Annotated in this window: 22 protein-coding genes; 14 read left to right on the forward strand and 8 right to left on the reverse strand. The window is 31.3% G+C overall.

The window, feature by feature from the left end; genetic code table 11:
* Window positions 1-28: 28 nt before the first annotated feature.
* The 3 genes from CEE44_01165 (at window position 29) to dph5 (ending at window position 2,918) form a co-directional block, all read left to right on the forward strand.
* On the forward strand, window positions 29-667 hold the full coding sequence (locus CEE44_01165; GenBank protein ID TKJ17128.1) for a hypothetical protein: 639 nt from the start codon (window positions 29-31) through the stop codon (window positions 665-667).
* 303 nt (window positions 668-970) lie between these two features.
* Window positions 971-2,038, forward strand: coding sequence for a cell division protein FtsZ (ftsZ, locus tag CEE44_01170; protein ID TKJ17129.1), 1,068 nt, complete (start codon window positions 971-973; stop codon window positions 2,036-2,038).
* Between the two features lie 100 nt (window positions 2,039-2,138).
* Window positions 2,139-2,918: a diphthine synthase gene (gene dph5 / locus CEE44_01175; GenBank protein ID TKJ17130.1), complete on the forward strand. Its 780-nt coding sequence runs from the start codon at window positions 2,139-2,141 to the stop codon at window positions 2,916-2,918.
* A 40-nt stretch (window positions 2,919-2,958) separates the two neighbouring features.
* On the opposite strand, the gene CEE44_01180 is transcribed toward dph5, so the two are convergent.
* The 3 genes from CEE44_01180 to CEE44_01190 form a co-directional block, all read right to left on the reverse strand.
* On the reverse strand, window positions 2,959-3,834 hold the full coding sequence (locus CEE44_01180) for a hypothetical protein (GenBank protein ID TKJ17131.1): 876 nt from the start codon (window positions 3,832-3,834) through the stop codon (window positions 2,959-2,961).
* A gap of 100 nt (window positions 3,835-3,934) precedes the next feature.
* Window positions 3,935-4,381, reverse strand: coding sequence for a hypothetical protein (locus CEE44_01185; protein TKJ17132.1), 447 nt, complete (start codon window positions 4,379-4,381; stop codon window positions 3,935-3,937).
* A gap of 76 nt (window positions 4,382-4,457) precedes the next feature.
* Complete coding sequence (locus tag CEE44_01190; protein ID TKJ17133.1) at window positions 4,458-5,069, reverse strand: phosphohydrolase; 612 nt, start codon at window positions 5,067-5,069, stop codon at window positions 4,458-4,460.
* Between the two features lie 213 nt (window positions 5,070-5,282).
* Here CEE44_01190 and CEE44_01195 point away from each other — a divergent pair, with 213 nt between their 5' ends.
* Complete coding sequence (locus tag CEE44_01195; GenBank protein TKJ17134.1) at window positions 5,283-6,281, forward strand: hypothetical protein; 999 nt, start codon at window positions 5,283-5,285, stop codon at window positions 6,279-6,281.
* 204 nt (window positions 6,282-6,485) lie between these two features.
* Here CEE44_01195 and CEE44_01200 read toward each other — a convergent pair whose 3' ends face one another.
* Window positions 6,486-6,818 (reverse strand): hypothetical protein, encoded by a 333-nt coding sequence (locus CEE44_01200; GenBank protein ID TKJ17135.1) that lies wholly within the window; start codon window positions 6,816-6,818, stop codon window positions 6,486-6,488.
* 419 nt (window positions 6,819-7,237) lie between these two features.
* Here CEE44_01200 and CEE44_01205 point away from each other — a divergent pair, with 419 nt between their 5' ends.
* On the forward strand, window positions 7,238-7,597 hold the full coding sequence (locus tag CEE44_01205; GenBank protein TKJ17136.1) for a hypothetical protein: 360 nt from the start codon (window positions 7,238-7,240) through the stop codon (window positions 7,595-7,597).
* Here CEE44_01205 and CEE44_01210 read toward each other — a convergent pair.
* A complete protein-coding gene (locus CEE44_01210) occupies window positions 7,560-8,210 on the reverse strand; it encodes a ribonuclease HII (GenBank protein ID TKJ17137.1) in 651 nt (216 codons plus the stop codon). The genes CEE44_01205 and CEE44_01210 overlap by 38 nt on opposite strands.
* Window positions 8,211-8,292: 82 nt before the next feature.
* Between CEE44_01210 and CEE44_01215 the strand changes: the two genes are divergently transcribed.
* From CEE44_01215 to CEE44_01225, 3 genes are all read left to right on the forward strand, one after another.
* Entirely contained in the window at window positions 8,293-8,601 is a 309-nt protein-coding gene (locus CEE44_01215; protein ID TKJ17138.1) for a hypothetical protein, read from the forward strand.
* 436 nt (window positions 8,602-9,037) lie between these two features.
* Window positions 9,038-10,249 (forward strand): hypothetical protein, encoded by a 1,212-nt coding sequence (locus CEE44_01220; protein TKJ17139.1) that lies wholly within the window; start codon window positions 9,038-9,040, stop codon window positions 10,247-10,249.
* 10 nt (window positions 10,250-10,259) lie between these two features.
* The gene (locus CEE44_01225) at window positions 10,260-11,099 is read left to right on the forward strand and encodes a hypothetical protein (protein ID TKJ17140.1); all 840 of its coding nucleotides are present in this window, start codon (window positions 10,260-10,262) and stop codon (window positions 11,097-11,099) included.
* On the opposite strand, the gene CEE44_01230 is transcribed toward CEE44_01225, so the two are convergent.
* Window positions 11,096-12,163: a glycosidase gene (locus tag CEE44_01230; protein TKJ17141.1), complete on the reverse strand. Its 1,068-nt coding sequence runs from the start codon at window positions 12,161-12,163 to the stop codon at window positions 11,096-11,098. The two genes, CEE44_01225 and CEE44_01230, sit on opposite strands and share 4 nt — an antisense overlap.
* A gap of 92 nt (window positions 12,164-12,255) precedes the next feature.
* Here CEE44_01230 and CEE44_01235 point away from each other — a divergent pair, with 92 nt between their 5' ends.
* Complete coding sequence (locus tag CEE44_01235) at window positions 12,256-13,536, forward strand: serine--tRNA ligase (protein ID TKJ17142.1); 1,281 nt, start codon at window positions 12,256-12,258, stop codon at window positions 13,534-13,536.
* Here CEE44_01235 and CEE44_01240 read toward each other — a convergent pair whose 3' ends face one another.
* Window positions 13,537-14,304: a hypothetical protein gene (locus CEE44_01240; protein TKJ17143.1), complete on the reverse strand. Its 768-nt coding sequence runs from the start codon at window positions 14,302-14,304 to the stop codon at window positions 13,537-13,539.
* A gap of 111 nt (window positions 14,305-14,415) precedes the next feature.
* On the opposite strand from CEE44_01240, the gene CEE44_01245 reads away from it, so the two are divergent.
* From CEE44_01245 to CEE44_01265, 5 genes are all read left to right on the forward strand, one after another.
* Window positions 14,416-14,772: a hypothetical protein gene (locus CEE44_01245; protein TKJ17144.1), complete on the forward strand. Its 357-nt coding sequence runs from the start codon at window positions 14,416-14,418 to the stop codon at window positions 14,770-14,772.
* A complete protein-coding gene (locus CEE44_01250) occupies window positions 14,759-15,163 on the forward strand; it encodes a hypothetical protein (protein ID TKJ17145.1) in 405 nt (134 codons plus the stop codon). Before CEE44_01245 ends, CEE44_01250 begins: the two co-directional genes overlap by 14 nt.
* A gap of 71 nt (window positions 15,164-15,234) precedes the next feature.
* Entirely contained in the window at window positions 15,235-15,876 is a 642-nt protein-coding gene (locus CEE44_01255; GenBank protein TKJ17146.1) for a hypothetical protein, read from the forward strand.
* Window positions 15,877-15,938: 62 nt separating this feature from the next.
* Window positions 15,939-17,012 (forward strand): hypothetical protein, encoded by a 1,074-nt coding sequence (locus CEE44_01260; protein TKJ17147.1) that lies wholly within the window; start codon window positions 15,939-15,941, stop codon window positions 17,010-17,012.
* A gap of 34 nt (window positions 17,013-17,046) precedes the next feature.
* Window positions 17,047-18,339 carry a hypothetical protein gene (locus tag CEE44_01265; protein TKJ17148.1) on the forward strand — a complete coding sequence of 431 codons (1,293 nt, stop codon included), beginning with the start codon at window positions 17,047-17,049 and terminating at the stop codon, window positions 18,337-18,339.
* Between the two features lie 157 nt (window positions 18,340-18,496).
* On the opposite strand, the gene CEE44_01270 is transcribed toward CEE44_01265, so the two are convergent.
* Window positions 18,497-18,874: a hypothetical protein gene (locus tag CEE44_01270; GenBank protein TKJ17149.1), complete on the reverse strand. Its 378-nt coding sequence runs from the start codon at window positions 18,872-18,874 to the stop codon at window positions 18,497-18,499.
* Window positions 18,875-18,887 lie beyond the last annotated feature (13 nt).

Consider the following 18,887-nt stretch of genomic DNA (forward strand, 5'->3'; position numbering starts at 1 on the left):
ACTTAAATTTAACATAAAAGAGGCAAATATGGAAACAGAGGACTGTATTATAACCAGAAGAAGTATTCGAAAATTTAAGAATGTCAAAATTGACATGGAAAAGATAGGAAAAATACTAGAAGCTGGAAGAGCAGCTCCTTCTTCAGGAAATCTCCAAAACTGGAGATTTATTATGGTTGATGATGAGGATAAAAAAAAGGCAATAGCAGAAGCCTGTTTTGGACAATATTGGATAGCTACTGCGCCAATCGTCATTGTTATTTGCAGCAAACCTTTGTCAGCTAAAAGGCACTATGGTATAAGGGGGGAAAGATTGTATTCAGTACAAAACTGTGCTGCAGTTGCAGAAAACATGCTTCTAATGGCTCATGATCAAGGGTTAGGTGGGTGTTGGATTGGTGCTTTTGAAGAAGATAAAATTAAACCTTTATTAAAAATAATAGATGAAGCAAGACCCCAAATCATTATCCCTATAGGATATCCTGATGAAGAACCCTTAATTCCATCAAAATTTAGATTGGATAATGTAGCTTACTGGAATGAATGGTGGGGAAGAGTAAAAGATGTTGATGTTTTCCTAGGATTTACCACAAGTGCTCAAATTAAGAGGGGAGTTAATAAAGGCAAGGAAATTCTCGAGAAGGCGAGGAAAAAAATACAAAAATAGTTAATTATATTCTATAAACTATATTTTCAAGTTTAGAAATGTTTAAATATTATAATAGTCAATAATAAGAAATATAATAATAACCTTGTTTTTTTGGCGAAAAACTCGGGTTATTAAGCGTGTATATTTTCTTGGCGAAAAGTTTTGTTAGTCCAAAGTGCGTATGCTTTTAGTACCTGTTGGCGCAGATATTAAAAAACACCTTTTTCTAGAGATAGTAATAAAAAACTCAAATATAAATATTTCGATACTGGAATATATAGGTTTGGGGATATATAAAAAAGAAAAAGGGGTTGATACCAAATGGATTTTATCGTTGAAAATGCAGTAAAGAACTCGGATGAGAAAAAATTTGAAAACTTAGTAGGCCAAGCAAATATAAGGGTTGTCGGAGTAGGAGGAGCAGGCAACAATATGGTAAGTTGGTTGTATAAAAAAGGTATAAAAGGAGCTGAAATAGTGGCTTGTAATACAGACCAACAACACCTAAATATTACTGAAGCTGATAAAAAGTTTGTAATAGGAAAGGAAATCACAAGAGGATTGGGATGTGGAGGTTATCCTGAAAAAGGAGCTGAAGCTGCACAGGAAAGCTTACAAGAGATAAAGGATGCTTTGAAAAGCACAGATATGGCTTTTGTATGTGCTGGTGAAGGTGGAGGAACAGGAACAGGGGGCGCTCCAATTGTAGCTCAAATTGCTAAAGATTCTGGTGCTATTGTCATTGGAACAGTCACAATGCCTTTTAAAATTGAAAGAGCAAGAGTAGATAAAGCAGAATTTGGATTACAGCAATTAAGACAAGCATGTGACACTGTAATTGTAATTGATAATAATAGATTAGTAAATATTGCAGGAAATCTACCTATACAACAAGCATTTGCTGTTGCTAATGAATTGATCTCAACAATGATCAAAGGAATAGTTGAAACAATAGCAGTTCCTTCATTAGTTAACCTTGATTATGCAGATGTTAAATCTATTATGACAAACGGAGGCGTAGCTGCTATAGGTGTAGGAGCATCCGATACCACAAATAAAGTAGAAGAAGCTGTAAAAGGGGCATTAAGCAATCCTTTACTTGATATAGATTATAAAGGTGCAACAGGAGCTTTAATCCATGTACACGGTGGAACAGATATGACTCTTGATGAAGTTAGCAAAGTAGGAGAAATGGTAACTGAAACATTAGATGATGAAGCAAATGTCATCTGGGGAGCAAGAGTTAGTGAAGACATGAAAGGAAAACTAACAGTAATGACAATAATAACTGGTGTAAAAAGTCCATGGATCCTGGGTAAAGTGGATTACTCTCAACCAACCCCTCAGGCTCAAGAAATTAGTGACGAGCTAGGAATAGAAATAATTTGAGTCTTAGGTATTTCTTGCCTATGCTTTACCACCCCCAAGAATTAAGCATAGGCAATTTTTTTACTAATATTTATAAATAGATTAGAGTTTAACTCGTTCTATGACACTAAACATAATAGGCATTGGTCTGGGTGATGAAAAAGATATTACCTTAAAGGGCCTTGAATTAGTTAAAAAATCTGACTTAATCTATTTAGAAAAATATACTTCTAAACTTAATTGTGATTTGTCTAAACTTGAAGAATTATATGGGAAAAAGATTATACTAGCTAATAGAGAGCTAGTTGAATGTCAGGAAACGAAGTTTCCTGAGCATGATCGGAAATCAGGATTTCCGACAAACAAAAATGAAATTATTGAAAACTCTAAAAACAAAGAGGTTGCTTTTTTAGTTATAGGTGATGTTTTTGGAGCAACAACCCATATTGATATTCTGCAAAGAGCTAAAAAAGAAGGGATTAAAGTAAATATTGTTCATAATACTTCTATTTTGAATGCTGTTAGTGAAACAGGATTATCCCTTTATAATTTTGGAAAAGTTACTTCAATCCCTTTTGAAAATAAAGATGTTGTCTCTCCAATAAAAGTTTTAGAAGACAACCAAAAATCAGGCCTTCATACACTGTTTTTGCTTGATCTTAAGCCTGATGAGGAAAAATTTATGTCTGTAAACACAGCAATTGAATATTTAATAAAAAATAAAATTGATGCAAATACTTTATCAATAGCTTGTTGTGGTTTAGGCTCTGAAAAACAAATTATTAAAGCTGGTAAATTAAAAGACTTAAAAGAAAAGAAATTCAATATCTATCCTCAATGCTTAATAATCCCAGGAAAACTACATTTCATTGAAGAAGAATACTTAAAACTATTCATCTAAATACAAAAAAAGAAAAATATTTTTAGTATTTTCAGTTTAATTAACTATAAAGTTCTTGTACTCCTGCAATATCTCCAGCTTCTAAAGTTCTTTTCTTGGTTTCGCCGTAACTTGCATAGCCATACATTGTTTGTTCTGAGCATTCGCTTGTGTATAAATCGCCTAATCCAACACTATGCCCTAGTTCATGTGTGGCTATATTCTCAAAGTCCATCTTGCCTGCTTCTCCTATACCCCAGTCAAAGTCTACATCATCAAATATCATGTCCCACTCAACAAGCTCTCTGAATGGTGGTGGTCCACCGAATATTCCCCAAACAATTGTTATTGCTATTGCATTTTCATAGCCAACATCTGCAAAATACACTTCGTTCTTGTTATCTGGACTTTCTAAATCTGCTCCGTCAACAATTCCTGTGGTTTCATCACCAAGAATTTCAACTCCGGCTGCTGTCTCCCATTTTCCAACATCACTAGCAAAGTTGCTTGTTACAAAAATTCCATCTAATCCTCTTGTATTCACTGGATTAACTATATAAGGTTCGATTGTTCTCCACTTTGTTCCTTTTGCCAGGAAACCATAACAAGAGCTTGTATCTGGTGTTGGTTCTTCTCCTCCGCCTGTGCAGTCAGCACAAGATGCATCTTCCCATCCTTGGCACACACCGTCATTATTACATCCAGTTTGTTTTCCAAATCCTTTTTTGTAATCTATGAAAGCATATCCTTCTACAACTCGTCCGTGGTCTATTGCTTTCCCTAGACTAAAAACTCCAGGAGCAACTTCTACAGCATGTGAAGGTATAGCTATTATTCCCTGTCTGTGTTGTGGTGCGAAATCTGGTTTTACTGCTAACACTAGGGCTACTGAAAACACTAATGCTATAAATCCCACTAATATTAAATGTTTTTTCATTATTACCTCCTATTAATCTTTAAGTAGTAATTGATATATGTATTTAAATATTTCTATATTTAAAGATATTAATAGAAGTAGCTAAATTTTTTGATGAAGATTAGGATTCTAGATTATGGGGAAAGTCCCTTGTTATTTCTTCTAATTTACTTTCATCAATATATATCATATCTGTTTGTTCATGATAAGTGGTAGAAGTTGGATGTTCTGTTTCTGACATAAGTCTTAGTACAGCGTTTATCCTTGACATATCATTATAAGCCTCAATAAGACCAGAAATTTCGCTTTCTAATCCATCAACTTTTTCCAATTTTGGTACTAATAATTGTAGTCTAAGCATAGACTGTGTTAAACAATTAATTATATAGTGATTTACAGCAACAATTGTTTGCTGATATGTAGAAACTACAGCATCTTCTCTTTCTTGTTTCACAGCTTTAGTTATTTCTTCCCTTATATCTTCTGGAAGATTCTCTAAAATTTCTAGAGTGTCATCTGAAATTGAATATAGGCTATCTTTATTTGCATCCTTTTTTGTTCCTGTCATTTTTTAAATAATTAATCATACAGAGATTAAAATCTCTCTTTGTTTTGCTTTTTTTCAAAATTAATAATTTTTGTTTTTATTTATATCCAAGAAGTTCTTTAATTTCCCTGATATGCCTTTTTTTTCCTTCTTGTCTCAATTCCCTTGCTGATTGTGTGAAATAATGATGTCGCTCTAAAAAAACAATAAGACCTTCATACCATTCTTTTGGTGTTTTTTGAATACCATGTTTTGCTAACTCCAGTCTTAATAATTCTGTTTTAATATAGAAATCTTCTCTTCCAAGGTTGTCTAAATCTGCATCGCACATTATTTCTTCTAATTTTGTTTTTGGATTTTGAAGTATTCCTGTTGCCATTATTTCTGTTGCCATTATAATACCAGAAATAACCTCTATGTCTTGCGGACTGTAACCAAAATTTGGCAATGACTTTCTTGCAATCTCTACTCCAATTGGTTCATTATTTTGATATTGTTCCAAAAATCCCATATCATGACATAATCCACCTGTTTTTAGTAAAATAAGTTTTTCCCCTGATACGCCTTCTAATCTAGCATACCTCTCAATTGCTGGCAATACATCATCTCTGGTATGGGGTAAACCATGAAAAAAGAGATCTGGTGAAAGTTCTCTTTCTAATCTTCCAAATACATATTTCTCTGCTGCAGCATAATCTGGTTTTATCATGATATTGTAATTTATAACTACTGATAAATAGTATACTGTATTTAAATCTTACGAAATTATAGAACTTTCTTTAAATGCTTCTCATTAACACTATAACTCTTATTACTTTCATCTTTACTTTAAGTTTAAATATTCTTAATAATTTTATTGCATCCCTATTTTAAAATAATAAAAAACGAAAGGTTTAAATAGAACTTGTTATAATATTTGTCATTGATTAATGGTAACAGTATAGAAAAGGAAAGTAAAATGGTTATGGAAAATACAGAATACAAATTGCACCAATTAGGGCAACTTGTAGCTCAACCAACACAAAGCGGTATAGAACTTTCAAGCCAAGATTTGGAAGACTTAAATACATTACTAGAGGATGGACTAAAACACCCCCTTCTTAGTGTAAATCAGCATGCTTTAGATTTAATAAGTAATGGCATAAAAAATGAAGTATTTGGAGATAGAAGTAATAGAGATCTATGGGGAAATTTAATAACTAGTCTTGAAGAAATAGCCCAGCATTCTCGTCATCTAAAATTAAGGGAAGATACATTAAGATGCCTAGCACTTTTCCCATTAGAAATGCAGCAATACTTAGGCATTGATTTTCCAACTGATTTAAATGGAATGAGTTCTGAAATAATTAATGAAGTTTACAGAAGTAGTTATGAGCCTAATATATTCTATACTGAAAGTGGTGAATTTAGGGAAAAAGCAAAAGAACATACTGAAAAAGAAGGAGGGAGTATTCATGACATTAATAGTAGAGGATGTTTTTATTCAGATGTTTTTAAACAGTGTTTAGTTCATCCTTATATTAACCAATTTTTTAAAGAACAAAGAGATAATACAATATATCCATTTATGAGATTAAGGTATTTTGAATATATATTACATGAAGTAACCCATGGATTAATTGATTCTGTTCAGAAAGATGAAAAAATTTTGTCCCCGGCTTTGGAAGAACATGTCACTTCATTATCTGCACACCAAATAACAGCAGATTATGCATATAAAATAACTAGGGGAAGAATAATCCCAAAATTATATGATGCTTTTGTTAGAAATAGTAGAGTAACTTCTTTACTGCCCAGCCAAGAAGCAAGAATGAGGCATATATTTAGTAGTGAAGACATGGGAACTAGTGAAAAAATAGCAAGATATTTTATATCTAAATTAAATTCAAGGGAAGGAATGAAAGAGCTAACCTTTTTATAATTCACTATTTAGCATGTATGTTAAGGTGAAGTTTCTGTTTCTACAGCCTTTACATATATGGGAGCGTTATAATTGCTAGCTCTTTGGGTTTGTGGAATGCTAATCCAATAATATATTTTTTTATTTATAGTTAATATTTTCAAATAAAAAATTATCTAGTTGACTTAACTACAGAACAATATAAAACATTATTTTAAGTTCATCTTATACCATAATATCGATTGTTTTGCCCTTATCTTCAATTTTGATTTCTTCACCAGTATTCTCACTTGTACTGCATACTACATCAATATTATTACCAAGATTGTTTACATAAGGCAGTGTGCTTTCTGCAAAAATCTGTTCTCTCGTATAAAAAGGCCTTTGTTCTTTTGTTATATCACTATTAAACTCTGACCAATCTGTTTTCATTACCGGCCGAATTTCTGGTGGTGGTGGAGGTGCTTCTTTTCTCAATTTTCCCAGTAGATGCTCAAATAAACCAAATGGATAGCCTGCTTCAAAGCATCTTCTTAATTCATCTGTTGAATATATCATTTTTCAGCTCATTAATGTCATAAAGAAGATTAATAAAATATTGTTTATAAATCTTTTGATAATGTTACTACTATAAAATTAATATTTGTCTCTAAAATCCTACTAATATTAAATATTTTTTCATTTTATATCTCCTTTTATGATTATCTTTCCATCTTTCATACTATGACCTAAGTTAATACAATGTGTTTAGTATTGGTGTTTGTCACTACAATTTTCTTCCATTATAATTGTACCACCACTCATTTCTTCGCCAACACCACGAGCATTTCCTTCTATCTTTACTTCACCACCACTCATATATAATTTTCTAATAAAGACAAAGTATTGCAAAGAGTATTAAAACTTTATTGTTTGATACTACTAATTAAGAGGAACAGAAAAGAAAAGTTTATATATTGGTTATGATTAACTAATTTATGGATATCCCTATAATTCATGGAAAAAAAGAAAAAATAGCTGAATTAACAGGTACTGTCCAACGTCTAATCAAAAGATATAATAGAAACAATGTAGAAACTACAATATTTTTTCTTGGTGGTGATTCTCCTTATACAATACCAGTAGATTTAGAAGATTCTCTGGTTAGGACGCAAATATCAATAACAGAAGAAAGCCAAAGAGAATTTTTATGGCATATAAAAGAATATAGCATCTTAGGAACCTATTGTGATCAGCATCATACTCAAAGAGAATGGAGAAGGGAATATAAACAACAGAGTATAGACAACCCTGCTCCATCTAAAACTCGCTCATCTTCTTCTGGTAACTTCCTTTAACAACATTCTTATAAGAAGCCCAAGTCTTTCTGAAAATATCAGGATATTTATTCCAGTTTTTCTTTAAAAATTCCTGAGTCCTTGGGTCAGAAGGATACCCAGAACCGAAATTAATGTTTATTTTCTTTTTAATCTTCTCAATTTCACTATCTCTTGTAACCTTTGCTAAAATAGAAGCAGCACCAACAATAACATAATTCAAATCAGCTTTATGCTCTACAATTAATTTAACGTCTTTCTTTAAAAGATCTTTAACATAATTTGAATAAGCATTAACATTAGTACTAGGACAATCTAGAATTGCTTTATCTGGCTTTAAATTATTCACAATTTCAGCTGATGTTTTGCCCTCTAATAAATTAAGATTCATGTCCTTTGAATTAAGAACATCATCTACATCTTTAGAACTTAAAACAACTATTTCATAGGATTTGACTATTTTCTTAACTTTATCAAAAAGGGAGTTTCTTTCATTAATTGTTAAAAGCTTTGAATCTTTTACACCAATAGACTCTAGTTTAGAAATATCTTTTTCTTCTATTACAACTCCTGCCATTACTAAAGGGCCTATAACAGGACCTCTTCCAGCTTCATCAATACCGCATAATAACATTATTCTTATTAAAAAACATCATTAACTTTTAAACTTTGTTAAATCACAAAGTATATAAGTTAGCTTTACTATAATTCCAAATGTGATAAAAAATATTCAATTCATCGGATTGAATAAATTAGAAGATTTGGAAAAAGACACATTTCAGACACTAACATCTAAATATTACAATAAGATTAAAAGAATACCAAAAGAGATAACTTCTTTAACAATACACATAAAACAGCACAAAAAAAGCCACCATGTTTCTAGATATTCTTTACATATTAAACTAGTTGTACCTTCAAAGGTTTTTGAAGTCAAAAAAACAGAATGGGGCGTAACAAAGCTTTTGCATAAATCATTTACAGCATTAGAAAACGAACTTCTAAAATATTATAATATAAAATAGCGGGAGGTGGACTTCCAAAAAAGATATATAAATATCCTTTTTTTGAACCACCGACCTTTGCCCAAAAAACATAAAATGTTTTTTTCCGGGTGCCTCAGGGAAATCCCTATGAGCCTTCCGCAGTCATGAGGTCCATGACTTCGACGGGCACTCCTGACTGCCCCATCCCGCTATAGGCCATGTTAATTACAAACTATTTATAAGCTTTTTTATTTAAATAAAAAAATTGGTAATATTTATAAACTACTTATAGATACTTCAAAATAAGCCGCGGTCGCTTAGTCTGGCCATAGCGTCGGATTGCTAGGAACAATATTACCTAGAATCTTAATAAAGTTCACAAAAATCCGATGTCCTTCGGGGCACGTGAGTTCAAATTGGTCAAAAGGTTTCAAAGCCTTTTGCTTTGAAAGTCTCACCCGCGGCGTTTATAAAAATGAGAAAAATAAAACTTGAATCGTTTTTTGACGAAAAAACAATGTCAGTTCACCTTAGAGAGGGCTCTTTTCCTTTTGCTAAAAAAGGTTCACCTGGAAACTGGGATTTTGTTAAAATAAAGAACAAGGAACTAACTCAGACAGAAATAGAGGAAATAAGCAAGGAAATAATTGAAATAGGAGAAGAAGGTGAGGAAGGATTTGTAGAAATAAATAGAACAGGTTCTACAATAGCTCAATTAGGGACGTTTAGAATTGTAATAACAAGACCTCCTTTTTCAGACGGATGGGAAATTACAGCTGTAAGACCTGTAAAACACCTAAAATTAGAAGAGTATAATCTATCATCAAAACTATTGGAAAGATTAGACAAGCAGGCAGAAGGAATTTTAATATCAGGAGCTCCTGGAATGGGAAAATCAACATTTGCTGCTGCTCTAATAGAGCACTATGCAGACAAAGGAAGAATTGTGAAGACAATTGAAGCTCCAAGGGATTTAGTATTGCCAGAGAGCATAACTCAATACGCCATTTCGCATGGTTCTCCTGAAGAAGTTCATGATATCTTATTATTATCAAGACCAGATTATACACTATTTGATGAAATGCGTAATAAAGATGATTTTCATCTATTCTCAGATCTAAGACTATCAGGTATAGGTTTAGCAGGAGTTGTTCATGCAACAAATCCAGTAGATGCTATACAAAGATTTGTAGGTAAAATAGAGCTAGGAGTAATCCCTCATGTAATAGATACTGTAATTTTCATAAAAGATGGAAAAATAGATAAGGTTCTGGGCCTACAAATTGAAGTCAAGGTTCCATCAGGAATGACAGAAGCTGATTTAGCAAGACCCATTGTTACTGTAAAAGATTTTGAAACAAACAAGCTTGAATATGAATTATATTCTTATGGTGAAGAAACTGTTGTAGTGCCTGTTGCAGAACAAACAATAAAAAAAACAGGTGCAAAAAGATTAGCAGCACAAGCAATAAAAGATTATTTCTTAAAATACTCAGACATGGTGGAAGTAGATGTTGTTTCTGAAAACAAAGCAGTTGTTAATGTTCCAGAATATGCTATTTCTGGAATAATTGGAAAAGCAGGAAAACATATTAATGAGATTGAGAAAAATTTAGGAATTAGCATTGATGTAGGAGAAATACAAGGACATTTTACTAATAAGAATAAAAAGAAAAAACGAAGATAAGTGATAATAAATGTTAAAATTGATTATTATAGTGATTATTTTTGCTCTTCTTCAAAAAAAAATAAGATTTTATTTTGTAACAAAAAAGCACAAAAAAACATATCCTATAATGAAAGGTGCTGAACCCTATTTTATTAAAAAAGGAAAAACAGGTGTTTTGCTTCTGCACGGTTTGACTAGTACACCGCAAGAATTAAGATTTCTTGCTAAATATCTTGCTTCAAAAAATTTTTCTGTTTACGCTCCTTTAATAAAAGGACACGGCACTAATGTAATAGACCTTGCAAGAACAAAAGAAAAAGATTGGGAAAATTCTGCTCTAAAAGGATTTGACAAACTATCTAAATCAACTAATAGAGTTTATGTTATAGGAAGCTCTATGGGCGGAAATTTATCTTTTAGAATAGCCACTAAAAGAAATGTTGAAGGAATTGTTGTTATGGGTACTGCAATGTTCTTCAAAAGACAACTTTTTAATAAAATTCTATTTAAATTTATTAAGTTATTCAAGAATTTTGTAAGAAAGGAGTATCCTGATGAAAAGATAAAAAAGTTGGTAAAGAAGAAAACCCAGTATATGGAATTTCCATTAAACTGCATTAGTGATTTAATTAAGCTTATCAGAATATCTGAGAAAGATTTGCCAAAAATAACAGCTCCTTCCTTAATTATGCAGTCTTCAACAGATCATATCCTACCAAAAGAAAATGCACAATGGATTTACAAACATATTGGTTCAGTTAAAAAAAGAATTTTTATGGTTCCAAATTCTTATCATGTTTTCTGTATTGATAAAAACAGAAACATAGCTTTCAAAGAAATATATAGGTTTATTAAAGAAACTAGTTAAGCAAAAGCGAGTGCTCTTTCTAATTTTTGGTTTAACCTATTTCTATTTACAACAGCTAAAGCAGTTACTGTATCTCCAGCACCATAAGAGATTTTTAGATTATAATTTTGAGGTATTGCTCCACAAGGATTTAGATTATCCTTTTGAGGTATTGCTCCACAAGGAAAAACAACATTATTAACAAGACCTATTTTTTCATAATGTGTTTCTGGTTGAAAAATCGGTCCAAGTCTAACTATTTCTTTAGAAGGGTCTTCTAAATTCAACAAAGCAACTCCTACCCTATATACATTATCCTTATCAACACCATGATAATACAGCTCCCATCCTTCTTCTGTTTTTATTGGAGAGAAGCATGCTCCAATCTTCAGTTTTTCCCACCACAATTTTGGTTTCATTATAATTCTATGACCATACCAATTTATTAAATCATCAGAATAAGCCATCCATATATTTACCCCATCTCTCCTATGAAGCATAATGTAACTTCCACCTATCTTTTCAGGAAAAAGAGCAGCATCTTTGTTAGAGACATCTTCATTATCTCTTAAAATTACACCATATCTTTTAAAGTTTCTAAAATCAGTTGTAGATGCTAAAGACACTCTCGCTTCAACACTCTTTTTTCCTTCTATCCTTTTAACAGCAGTATATGGTACATAGAACCTATCATCTATAAAAATAACTCTTGGATCTTCAACTCCGTGTTTTTCATCATCTCCTTCTGGCTTGAATACTGGTTCATCAGATGCTCTTTCAAAATGTAATTCATCTTGACTTGTTGCTAATCCAAAACTTGATGTTCCTTCTCTTCTCCATTTACAAGTCTCATCCTCTCCAAAAGCCCTGTAAAGTAAACCAATAGAATCTTCTAATCTAAAAATAGGGCCATTAATAACAGCTTTGCTTTCCCAAGGTCGTCCATTTGGAGCTAGAACTATACCGTGTCTTGAAACAAGTTCTGGTAAACCCAAACCCATACGTCTTTCTAAATCACCCACAGAATTCTCTTCCCCACTTCCTTCATTACCCATTGCTGGTTCTCCTACCAGCCCCCTTTTCATTATATAGTATTGAATAAATTACTTTATAAACTTTATGATTTTTTTATAAAAACTAGAAACCTTTTTATAATAAAGGGCCTTTAAATAATAAAATGCTTGACATCAAATTTATAAGGGAAAATCCTGAAAAAGTAAAAGAAAATATTAAAAAAAAGTTTCAGAATGAAAAACTGAAAAAAGTAGATGAGTTCTTAGAAAAAGAAAAAAAATACAGAGAACTTTTACAAAAATCTGAAAAACTAAGAGCATCCAGAAACAAAATAACTCATGAAATAAATGAATTGAAAAAACAAGGCAAGAATATATCTAAGGTAGTAAAAGAAGCAAAAGAATTACCAGACAAAATAAGAAAAGTAGAAGAAGGTCTTAATAAAGTAAAAAAAGAGATTGTAGAAATTCTATATGTTATTCCAAACATGGTTCATAAATCAGTTCCTGTTGGCAAAAATGACAAAGATAACGTTGTGAAAGAAGTTATAGGAAAGCCAAAAAAGTTTGATTTCAATGTAAAAAATCATGTGGAGATTGCTGAAAAACTTGGAATAGCTGATTTTGAGACATCTGCAAAAACCTCTGGTAATGGTTTTTATTATCTTAAAGGAGATTTGGCTTTGTTAAATATGGCTCTGATTAATTTTTCCCGTGATTATATGATTGGTAAAGGCTATGAATATGTAGAACCTCCTCTAATGATAAGGGGGGAAATACTAAAAGGTGTTTTTTCTAATGAAGAAATAGAACAAATGTCTTATAAAGTTGAAGATGAAGATTTGTTTTTGATAGCTACTTCAGAACATCCAATGATTGGCATGTTTATCAACAAAATAATAAATAAAGAGGATTTGCCAATAAAACTAACTGGTTTTTCTCAATGCTTTAGAAAAGAAATCGGAAGCCATGGAATTGATCAAAAAGGATTATTCAGAACACACCAATTCAACAAACAGGAAATGATTGTTATTTGTGAACCAGAAGATTCCTATAAATTCTATGATGAAATGCAAAACCATTCTAAAGCTATTTTTAAAAAATTAGGCTTGCCTATTCGTGAATTAGAGATATGTTCAGGAGATTTAGCTGATCTAAAATCAAAATCAGCTGATTTAGAAGTCTGGTCTCCAAGAAAAAAAGAGTATTTTGAAATTACTTCCTGCACAAATATGGAAGCTGCCCAAGCTAGAAGACTTAATATAAGAGTTACAGATGGAAAAGAAAAATGGTTTGCTCATACTCTAAATAATACTGTTATTGCTACCTCACGTGCAATTGTAGCTATCTTAGAAAACTATCAAAATAAAGATGGTTCTATAACAATTCCAAAGGCCTTAGTCCCTTATATGAACAACAAAACAAAGATCTCAGCAAAAGAATAATTATTCTGAACAATTATCCCACATAAATTGAAAGAATTTTCTATAACCATCTGCTAATTTTCTGCTTTTCATGACAAACTGGGTTGGTTCTTCATAAAGTTCTCCTGGTTTAACACCAACAAATGCAACAACATAATCTCCAAAAATATCAACTGCTGTTGGGCTTGAATAAGCCTTTGGCAAAAACTTATAAGGTTTTCCAACTAATTTTAAGATTTCTGGTTTTTGCTCTTTAACTTCATAGTCAAATATATGCATAAACTTAATTCCTAGTTCTTTTCTCTCTCTTTGAAATCTTGGTAAAAAATGTTGCAATCTTTCATCCAACCAAAAAGCCTTTGCACCAATAAAGTAAACTGTTTCTTTTGTTTCCAGAATATCTTGCAAATAATTTTTAAAACCTTCAATACCTTTGTAGAAATAAGCTTCTTCTTTTTGTTCAACTGCTCCGTATTTTGCCTGCATCTCTGGCAAAACTTTGTTTACTTTTTCTTCTTTTTCTTTTATTAAGTCCAATAATCTTCTTGGATTTATAGCTTTGAAATGTTTTTCACCTTTAATAAATACTTCAGAAGCAAGGCCTTTTTCTATTAGTTTGTTTATAGAATCATAAACATTTCTTCTATGTACTTTTGATTTTAGAGAAATTTCTTGAACAGAAGCCTCTCCTGTTTGCAATAATGCTTCATATACTCTTGCTTCATTAGGACTTAATCCAATTTCCCTTAATAACTCTTCATACATAATAACTAAATAACGTTTTTTCATATATAAATCTTTCTTATTTTGGTGGTAATTGCCACCACCAAAGTTTAAATAGTCTCTGTATCTATTAGTAATTACACAACAGTAGTTACAAAAAGAGGGGGGGAAATAAAAATGGAAAATCAAAGTTTATCGTTGAATGAAATGTTACAAATAGCAGAAAAAGTTCCAGAATGGGAAGGTAATGAGGCTAATCAGTTTGATACAAAATTTAAAGGAGTTATTGGTAGCGTAAACATTAGATTAAGTAGAGATTCATCAAAACGTGAAAATAGAGATATATATTACATTCAAGCCTACACAAATGAAAATGATTCAATATTAGGAAGAGAAGAAGGTGGTGAAGAATTAGTTCAATTATATACCAAAGTAAATTCTCACTATCATAATTTTAGTAATCAATTAGGATGGAAAGAAAGTATTCAGAGTGCAAGAAACTTAATAGATAATTTATATAATGGAGGGAAATAAAATGGAAACACAACAAAAAGAAATAATACCACTTGTACCAATAACAGAAAAAATGTATGAGGCAAGATTATGTGGGGCTTACGCAAGAGCTAATCCAACTGATAGCCTAATCTCCGATATAAAGATTAGACTTAAAGGAGAAGATCAAGAAGGAGGTTTAGCATTTCTCGCAAGACACCCTGATGGAGTTGTTAAGGTAGGGGACATCCCTGAATTTACTCAAATAGGTAGTAGATATGGACCAGAAGTTGAAGTAACTCTTTACAAAGTTAGATATGGTTCACCTGAAATATCCAAACCAGGTTTAGATGTTCCATACGATAAATTCGTAGAAGCGAATATGCCAACAAAAATTCAAGTAAAAGATACAAGATTAGTTGAATTAATTTAAACATTAAAAGATTCAGAATATACAAAAAGAGGTTTAATCTCTTTCCTTAAAAAAAGAGAGGGGGAAATAAAATGAAAAAAACAATGAAATATATCACAGGAATGTTTGTGGGATTGTCATTACCTGCTTTAGCCTTGGCTCAAGATTTTTATAATGGTTGCAGAGGTCCAAAAGCTGTTCAGATGGATACATATCTCAATCATTCAGGTGGGCAAACAAGTGGAATGGTTATACCTAAATTATTCACAAAAAATCTAGATACATCTTTAACAGACATTCTTATAGCTGCACCGTTCAGTGTGTCGGGAAATGGAGAGGTAGAGAATAAAGGAATTAACTTAGGTTATCTAACTGAAAGTAAATATGGAAATCTTATAGGGGCACTTGGTTTATTTAAAGGTAGTGAAGGAAAGTATAATGTGCTAAATCCTCAAATATATTTTACACACATGAATGGTCCTTTGACATTTGATTTAGAAGGCAATTTACCAATTAATCTTAGAAGTCTTGAAACAGAAGGATCAGCTTCAGCAACTTTAGGTTATGGGGTTAATGATAGACTAAGAGTTGGAGGATCTATTACAAAAGGAAAAGGAAAGGATTTAGACTACAGAGCAAATGCAAGAATAGAATTAACTAAAGATCACAAATATTGGCTTCAAGGTTATATTGGAAAGGCTCATGCTGGAGCTAGATTAGCTATTAATTTTTAATTTTTTTTTTATAACCCAAAACCTTTTTATATTCTAGTTTTTATCTTATTTTAGGGGTTTAAATGGCGCTATTCAAAGATATTTTACACTCAGACCAAACTTTATTCAAGAATGATTCTGCTCTAGATACAGAGTTTATTCCTAAGAGATTGCCTTTTAGAGAATCTCAACAAAATTATATTGTTTCCTGCATCAAACCTTTACTTCAAGGAAGAACAGGAAAAAATCTGCTTGTCTATGGCTCACCAGGAATAGGTAAAACAGCCACAATTAAGTATATGTTTAGAGAACTAGAAGAAGAATCAGATGATGTTGTTCCAATCTATATTAATTGCTGGCAGAAAAATACAACATTTAAGATAATTGTCGCAATATGCGAAGAACTAGGTTATAATTTAACACATAATAAAAACACAGAAGAATTATTTGGAATTGTTAAAAACATGGTCAATAAAAAATCTGCTGTTTTCTGTTTTGACGAAATAGACAAAATAGAGGATTTTGATTTTTTATATTTCTTAATTGAAAGCGTATACAAAAAAACAATTTTATTAGTTACAAATTACCAGGAATGGTTATCAAAAGTAGACGAAAGAATAAGATCAAGACTAGGTGCAGATAATATTGGTTTTGAGCCATATAATCTAAAAGAGACAAAAGAAATTCTAAAGCAAAGAGCAAATTATGCTTTTTTCCCTTCTGTTGTTGATTCTTCTGCATTAGATATTATTTCTAAAAGAACATTTGAAACACAAGATATTAGAACTGGGTTGCATTTATTAAGAGAAGCCGGTTTGGCAGCTGAAAATGAATCAAACAAAAAGATTTCAGTAGAGCATGCCAATAAAGCTCTTAAAAAAATAGATGATTTTAGCATTAAAAAAAGCACTGATTTAGAATCTCAAACAAAATTATTACTAGATGTTATTAAAGAGCATCCTGGAAAAAAGTCAGGTGAAATTTTTGAGTTGTATCATCAAAAAGGTGGTACAGATCCTTATAGAAGTTTTTATCGTAAACTAAAAACCTTAGAAACAGCCAGATTTATTACCATTAAAAAAATAGAAGGCGGAAAAGAAGGTAAAACATCAATAATTGAATATAATAAACCTTCTAAGAAATTAACTGACTTCTAAAAATTTATAAACCAATCTTCATTCTCATTAATTTATGGGGGATACTATTGATTATCAATATCAAGAAACTGTTTTTGTTTATGGTGACTTGGAAGCATATCTAAAAAGTTTAGAGATGTATTTTAGAGAAAGTATAGGTAATATAGATGAGAGTATTAGTAATATAAATAGAAATCTTGAAACTTTAACTAGAGATATTGAATTCCATGAAACAAAAGATTGGCCTTTTATGTGGCGTCCTGATATGTTTAGACTTCCTTTTGAGGTAGATGAAAACAATTATCATGAAGCTAAAGAGTGGTTTGAAAAATATATAGAATATACATTAGAATTAAGTACATCACAAAAAATCAATAGAGGACGAATTATAGAAATTCTTGATGGTAGAGAAGATATAAATTTGTTGAATCTAACTAATTATGGGTATCCTGATCATATAACAAGAATTCAGTTCTCTGATTCAGATAGAGAAATCATAAGAATGAGAATCTTCTTTGATGAAAACGCATGGGATTCTTATAATAAAGATCGTACTCATAGCTTTGCTCGAGGTGCTTGTTGTATTAAGGGAGTAGGAGCAGAAGTTGTTGATGAAGAGGGTATTAGTGAAAAAATACCTCCTCTAGATTTATTTATTGAAAACAACGAAATTAGAAGAAGCAGACTTAGGGTAAAATCTCCTGTTTTTACAGTAACTCAAGAAGGAGATCAAATAAAATATAGTGTTCAGCTTAGTGCTGCAGAAATAGAAATGTTAAGTCATTTTAGTATTGAGAGATATGATGATGGAAGGATATCTACATCTTTCGAACGTACAGAATGGTTACATTATGCAAGTCAGACTTGGTCTCCTGGTCAGGCAAAAAAAATTCTTAGAAATCTATTAGGAATAATAGGGGTTGAAGATAGAGCTCGTAGACATCAACATTGGTATTCTGGATTTCATATTGATAGTCAAAATTTTGATGCCTATCAAAATGCAATTAATAATGGTGGTGTTTTTGAAAAAACTGTTGATAGAGAAAGTATTCCAGTTCTACACTCAATTCATAACAGAACAACTGAACTAAAAGAAAGATATGGTAAGGGATTCTATCCTAGATTTAGTGTAGAAGAAGTTTCTAAAAGAACAGGTTTAAATAAGGAGGAAACAAGAGAGCATATGAATCATCTTACAGGAATTCTAGCTCCGGTTATTGAGCCATATATGCATGTAAGAGGAGATTATGATCATTTCTATAATGATTTAATACAAAAATGGATTATTCCAAAATCAAGAATAGGTCTAACATACCAAATTTTAGGTTTAAGTGGTATGATAAAATAAATTTCTAAGAAATTAACAGATTTTTGAAACTTTCTTTTTAGGTCTAGACCTAGGCCTTCTTCTTTTAGCTACTTTCTTTGCTTTATCTCTTTCCCTTTTTGAATATAATCTACTACTCATGATTATTAGTGTTTATAATCCCTTTATAAAATTTTGGTTATTGTGATTTTTTTAGTTTATAAACTCCAATAAATAAGAATACAAACCCCACTACAATATTTAGATAGGTTACAGGTGTTTTGCCAATCATAAATAATTGTAAAACATAAACGATCACCATTAAGCTTCCAAGTATGATAAAAACATAAGGTATTGTTTTAGATTTTTTTCTTATTTTAGGTTGATGTTTATACCCCATTATTCCACTTACAACCATTATTGGCACCATAATTGCCAAAGCTATTAACAAAGGTTTTACTGGAATTTTACCATATGCCAAAAACATAAAAATTACAGTAAAAGCAATAGCTCCTACAATCACTTTTAGAACTATCTTTGTAGCTTCTTCTTTTGTTACAGGTTGCTGATTATTCATAAGATATATTTGA

This window comes from Candidatus Woesearchaeota archaeon B3_Woes (assembly GCA_005222965.1).
Taxonomy (GTDB): Archaea; Nanobdellota; Nanobdellia; order Woesearchaeales; family B3-WOES; genus B3-WOES.

Bases quoted from the DNA above. Each gene is read 5' to 3' on its own strand.
- CEE44_01165 (TKJ17128.1), top strand. From the start codon at position 29: ATGGAAACAGAGGACTGTATTATAACCAGAAGAAGTATTCGAAAATTT.
- ftsZ (TKJ17129.1), top strand. From the start codon at position 971: ATGGATTTTATCGTTGAAAATGCAGTAAAGAACTCGGATGAGAAAAAA.
- dph5 (TKJ17130.1), top strand. From the start codon at position 2,139: ATGACACTAAACATAATAGGCATTGGTCTGGGTGATGAAAAAGATATT.
- CEE44_01180 (TKJ17131.1), bottom strand. From the start codon at position 3,834: ATGAAAAAACATTTAATATTAGTGGGATTTATAGCATTAGTGTTTTCA.
- CEE44_01185 (TKJ17132.1), bottom strand. From the start codon at position 4,381: ATGACAGGAACAAAAAAGGATGCAAATAAAGATAGCCTATATTCAATT.
- CEE44_01190 (TKJ17133.1), bottom strand. From the start codon at position 5,069: ATGATAAAACCAGATTATGCTGCAGCAGAGAAATATGTATTTGGAAGA.
- CEE44_01200 (TKJ17135.1), bottom strand. From the start codon at position 6,818: ATGATATATTCAACAGATGAATTAAGAAGATGCTTTGAAGCAGGCTAT.
- CEE44_01205 (TKJ17136.1), top strand. From the start codon at position 7,238: ATGGATATCCCTATAATTCATGGAAAAAAAGAAAAAATAGCTGAATTA.
- CEE44_01210 (TKJ17137.1), bottom strand. From the start codon at position 8,210: ATGTTATTATGCGGTATTGATGAAGCTGGAAGAGGTCCTGTTATAGGC.
- CEE44_01220 (TKJ17139.1), top strand. From the start codon at position 9,038: ATGAGAAAAATAAAACTTGAATCGTTTTTTGACGAAAAAACAATGTCA.
- CEE44_01225 (TKJ17140.1), top strand. From the start codon at position 10,260: ATGTTAAAATTGATTATTATAGTGATTATTTTTGCTCTTCTTCAAAAA.
- CEE44_01230 (TKJ17141.1), bottom strand. From the start codon at position 12,163: ATGAAAAGGGGGCTGGTAGGAGAACCAGCAATGGGTAATGAAGGAAGT.
- CEE44_01235 (TKJ17142.1), top strand. From the start codon at position 12,256: ATGCTTGACATCAAATTTATAAGGGAAAATCCTGAAAAAGTAAAAGAA.
- CEE44_01240 (TKJ17143.1), bottom strand. From the start codon at position 14,304: ATGAAAAAACGTTATTTAGTTATTATGTATGAAGAGTTATTAAGGGAA.
- CEE44_01245 (TKJ17144.1), top strand. From the start codon at position 14,416: ATGGAAAATCAAAGTTTATCGTTGAATGAAATGTTACAAATAGCAGAA.
- CEE44_01250 (TKJ17145.1), top strand. From the start codon at position 14,759: ATGGAGGGAAATAAAATGGAAACACAACAAAAAGAAATAATACCACTT.
- CEE44_01255 (TKJ17146.1), top strand. From the start codon at position 15,235: ATGAAAAAAACAATGAAATATATCACAGGAATGTTTGTGGGATTGTCA.
- CEE44_01260 (TKJ17147.1), top strand. From the start codon at position 15,939: ATGGCGCTATTCAAAGATATTTTACACTCAGACCAAACTTTATTCAAG.
- CEE44_01265 (TKJ17148.1), top strand. From the start codon at position 17,047: ATGGGGGATACTATTGATTATCAATATCAAGAAACTGTTTTTGTTTAT.
- CEE44_01270 (TKJ17149.1), bottom strand. From the start codon at position 18,874: ATGAATAATCAGCAACCTGTAACAAAAGAAGAAGCTACAAAGATAGTT.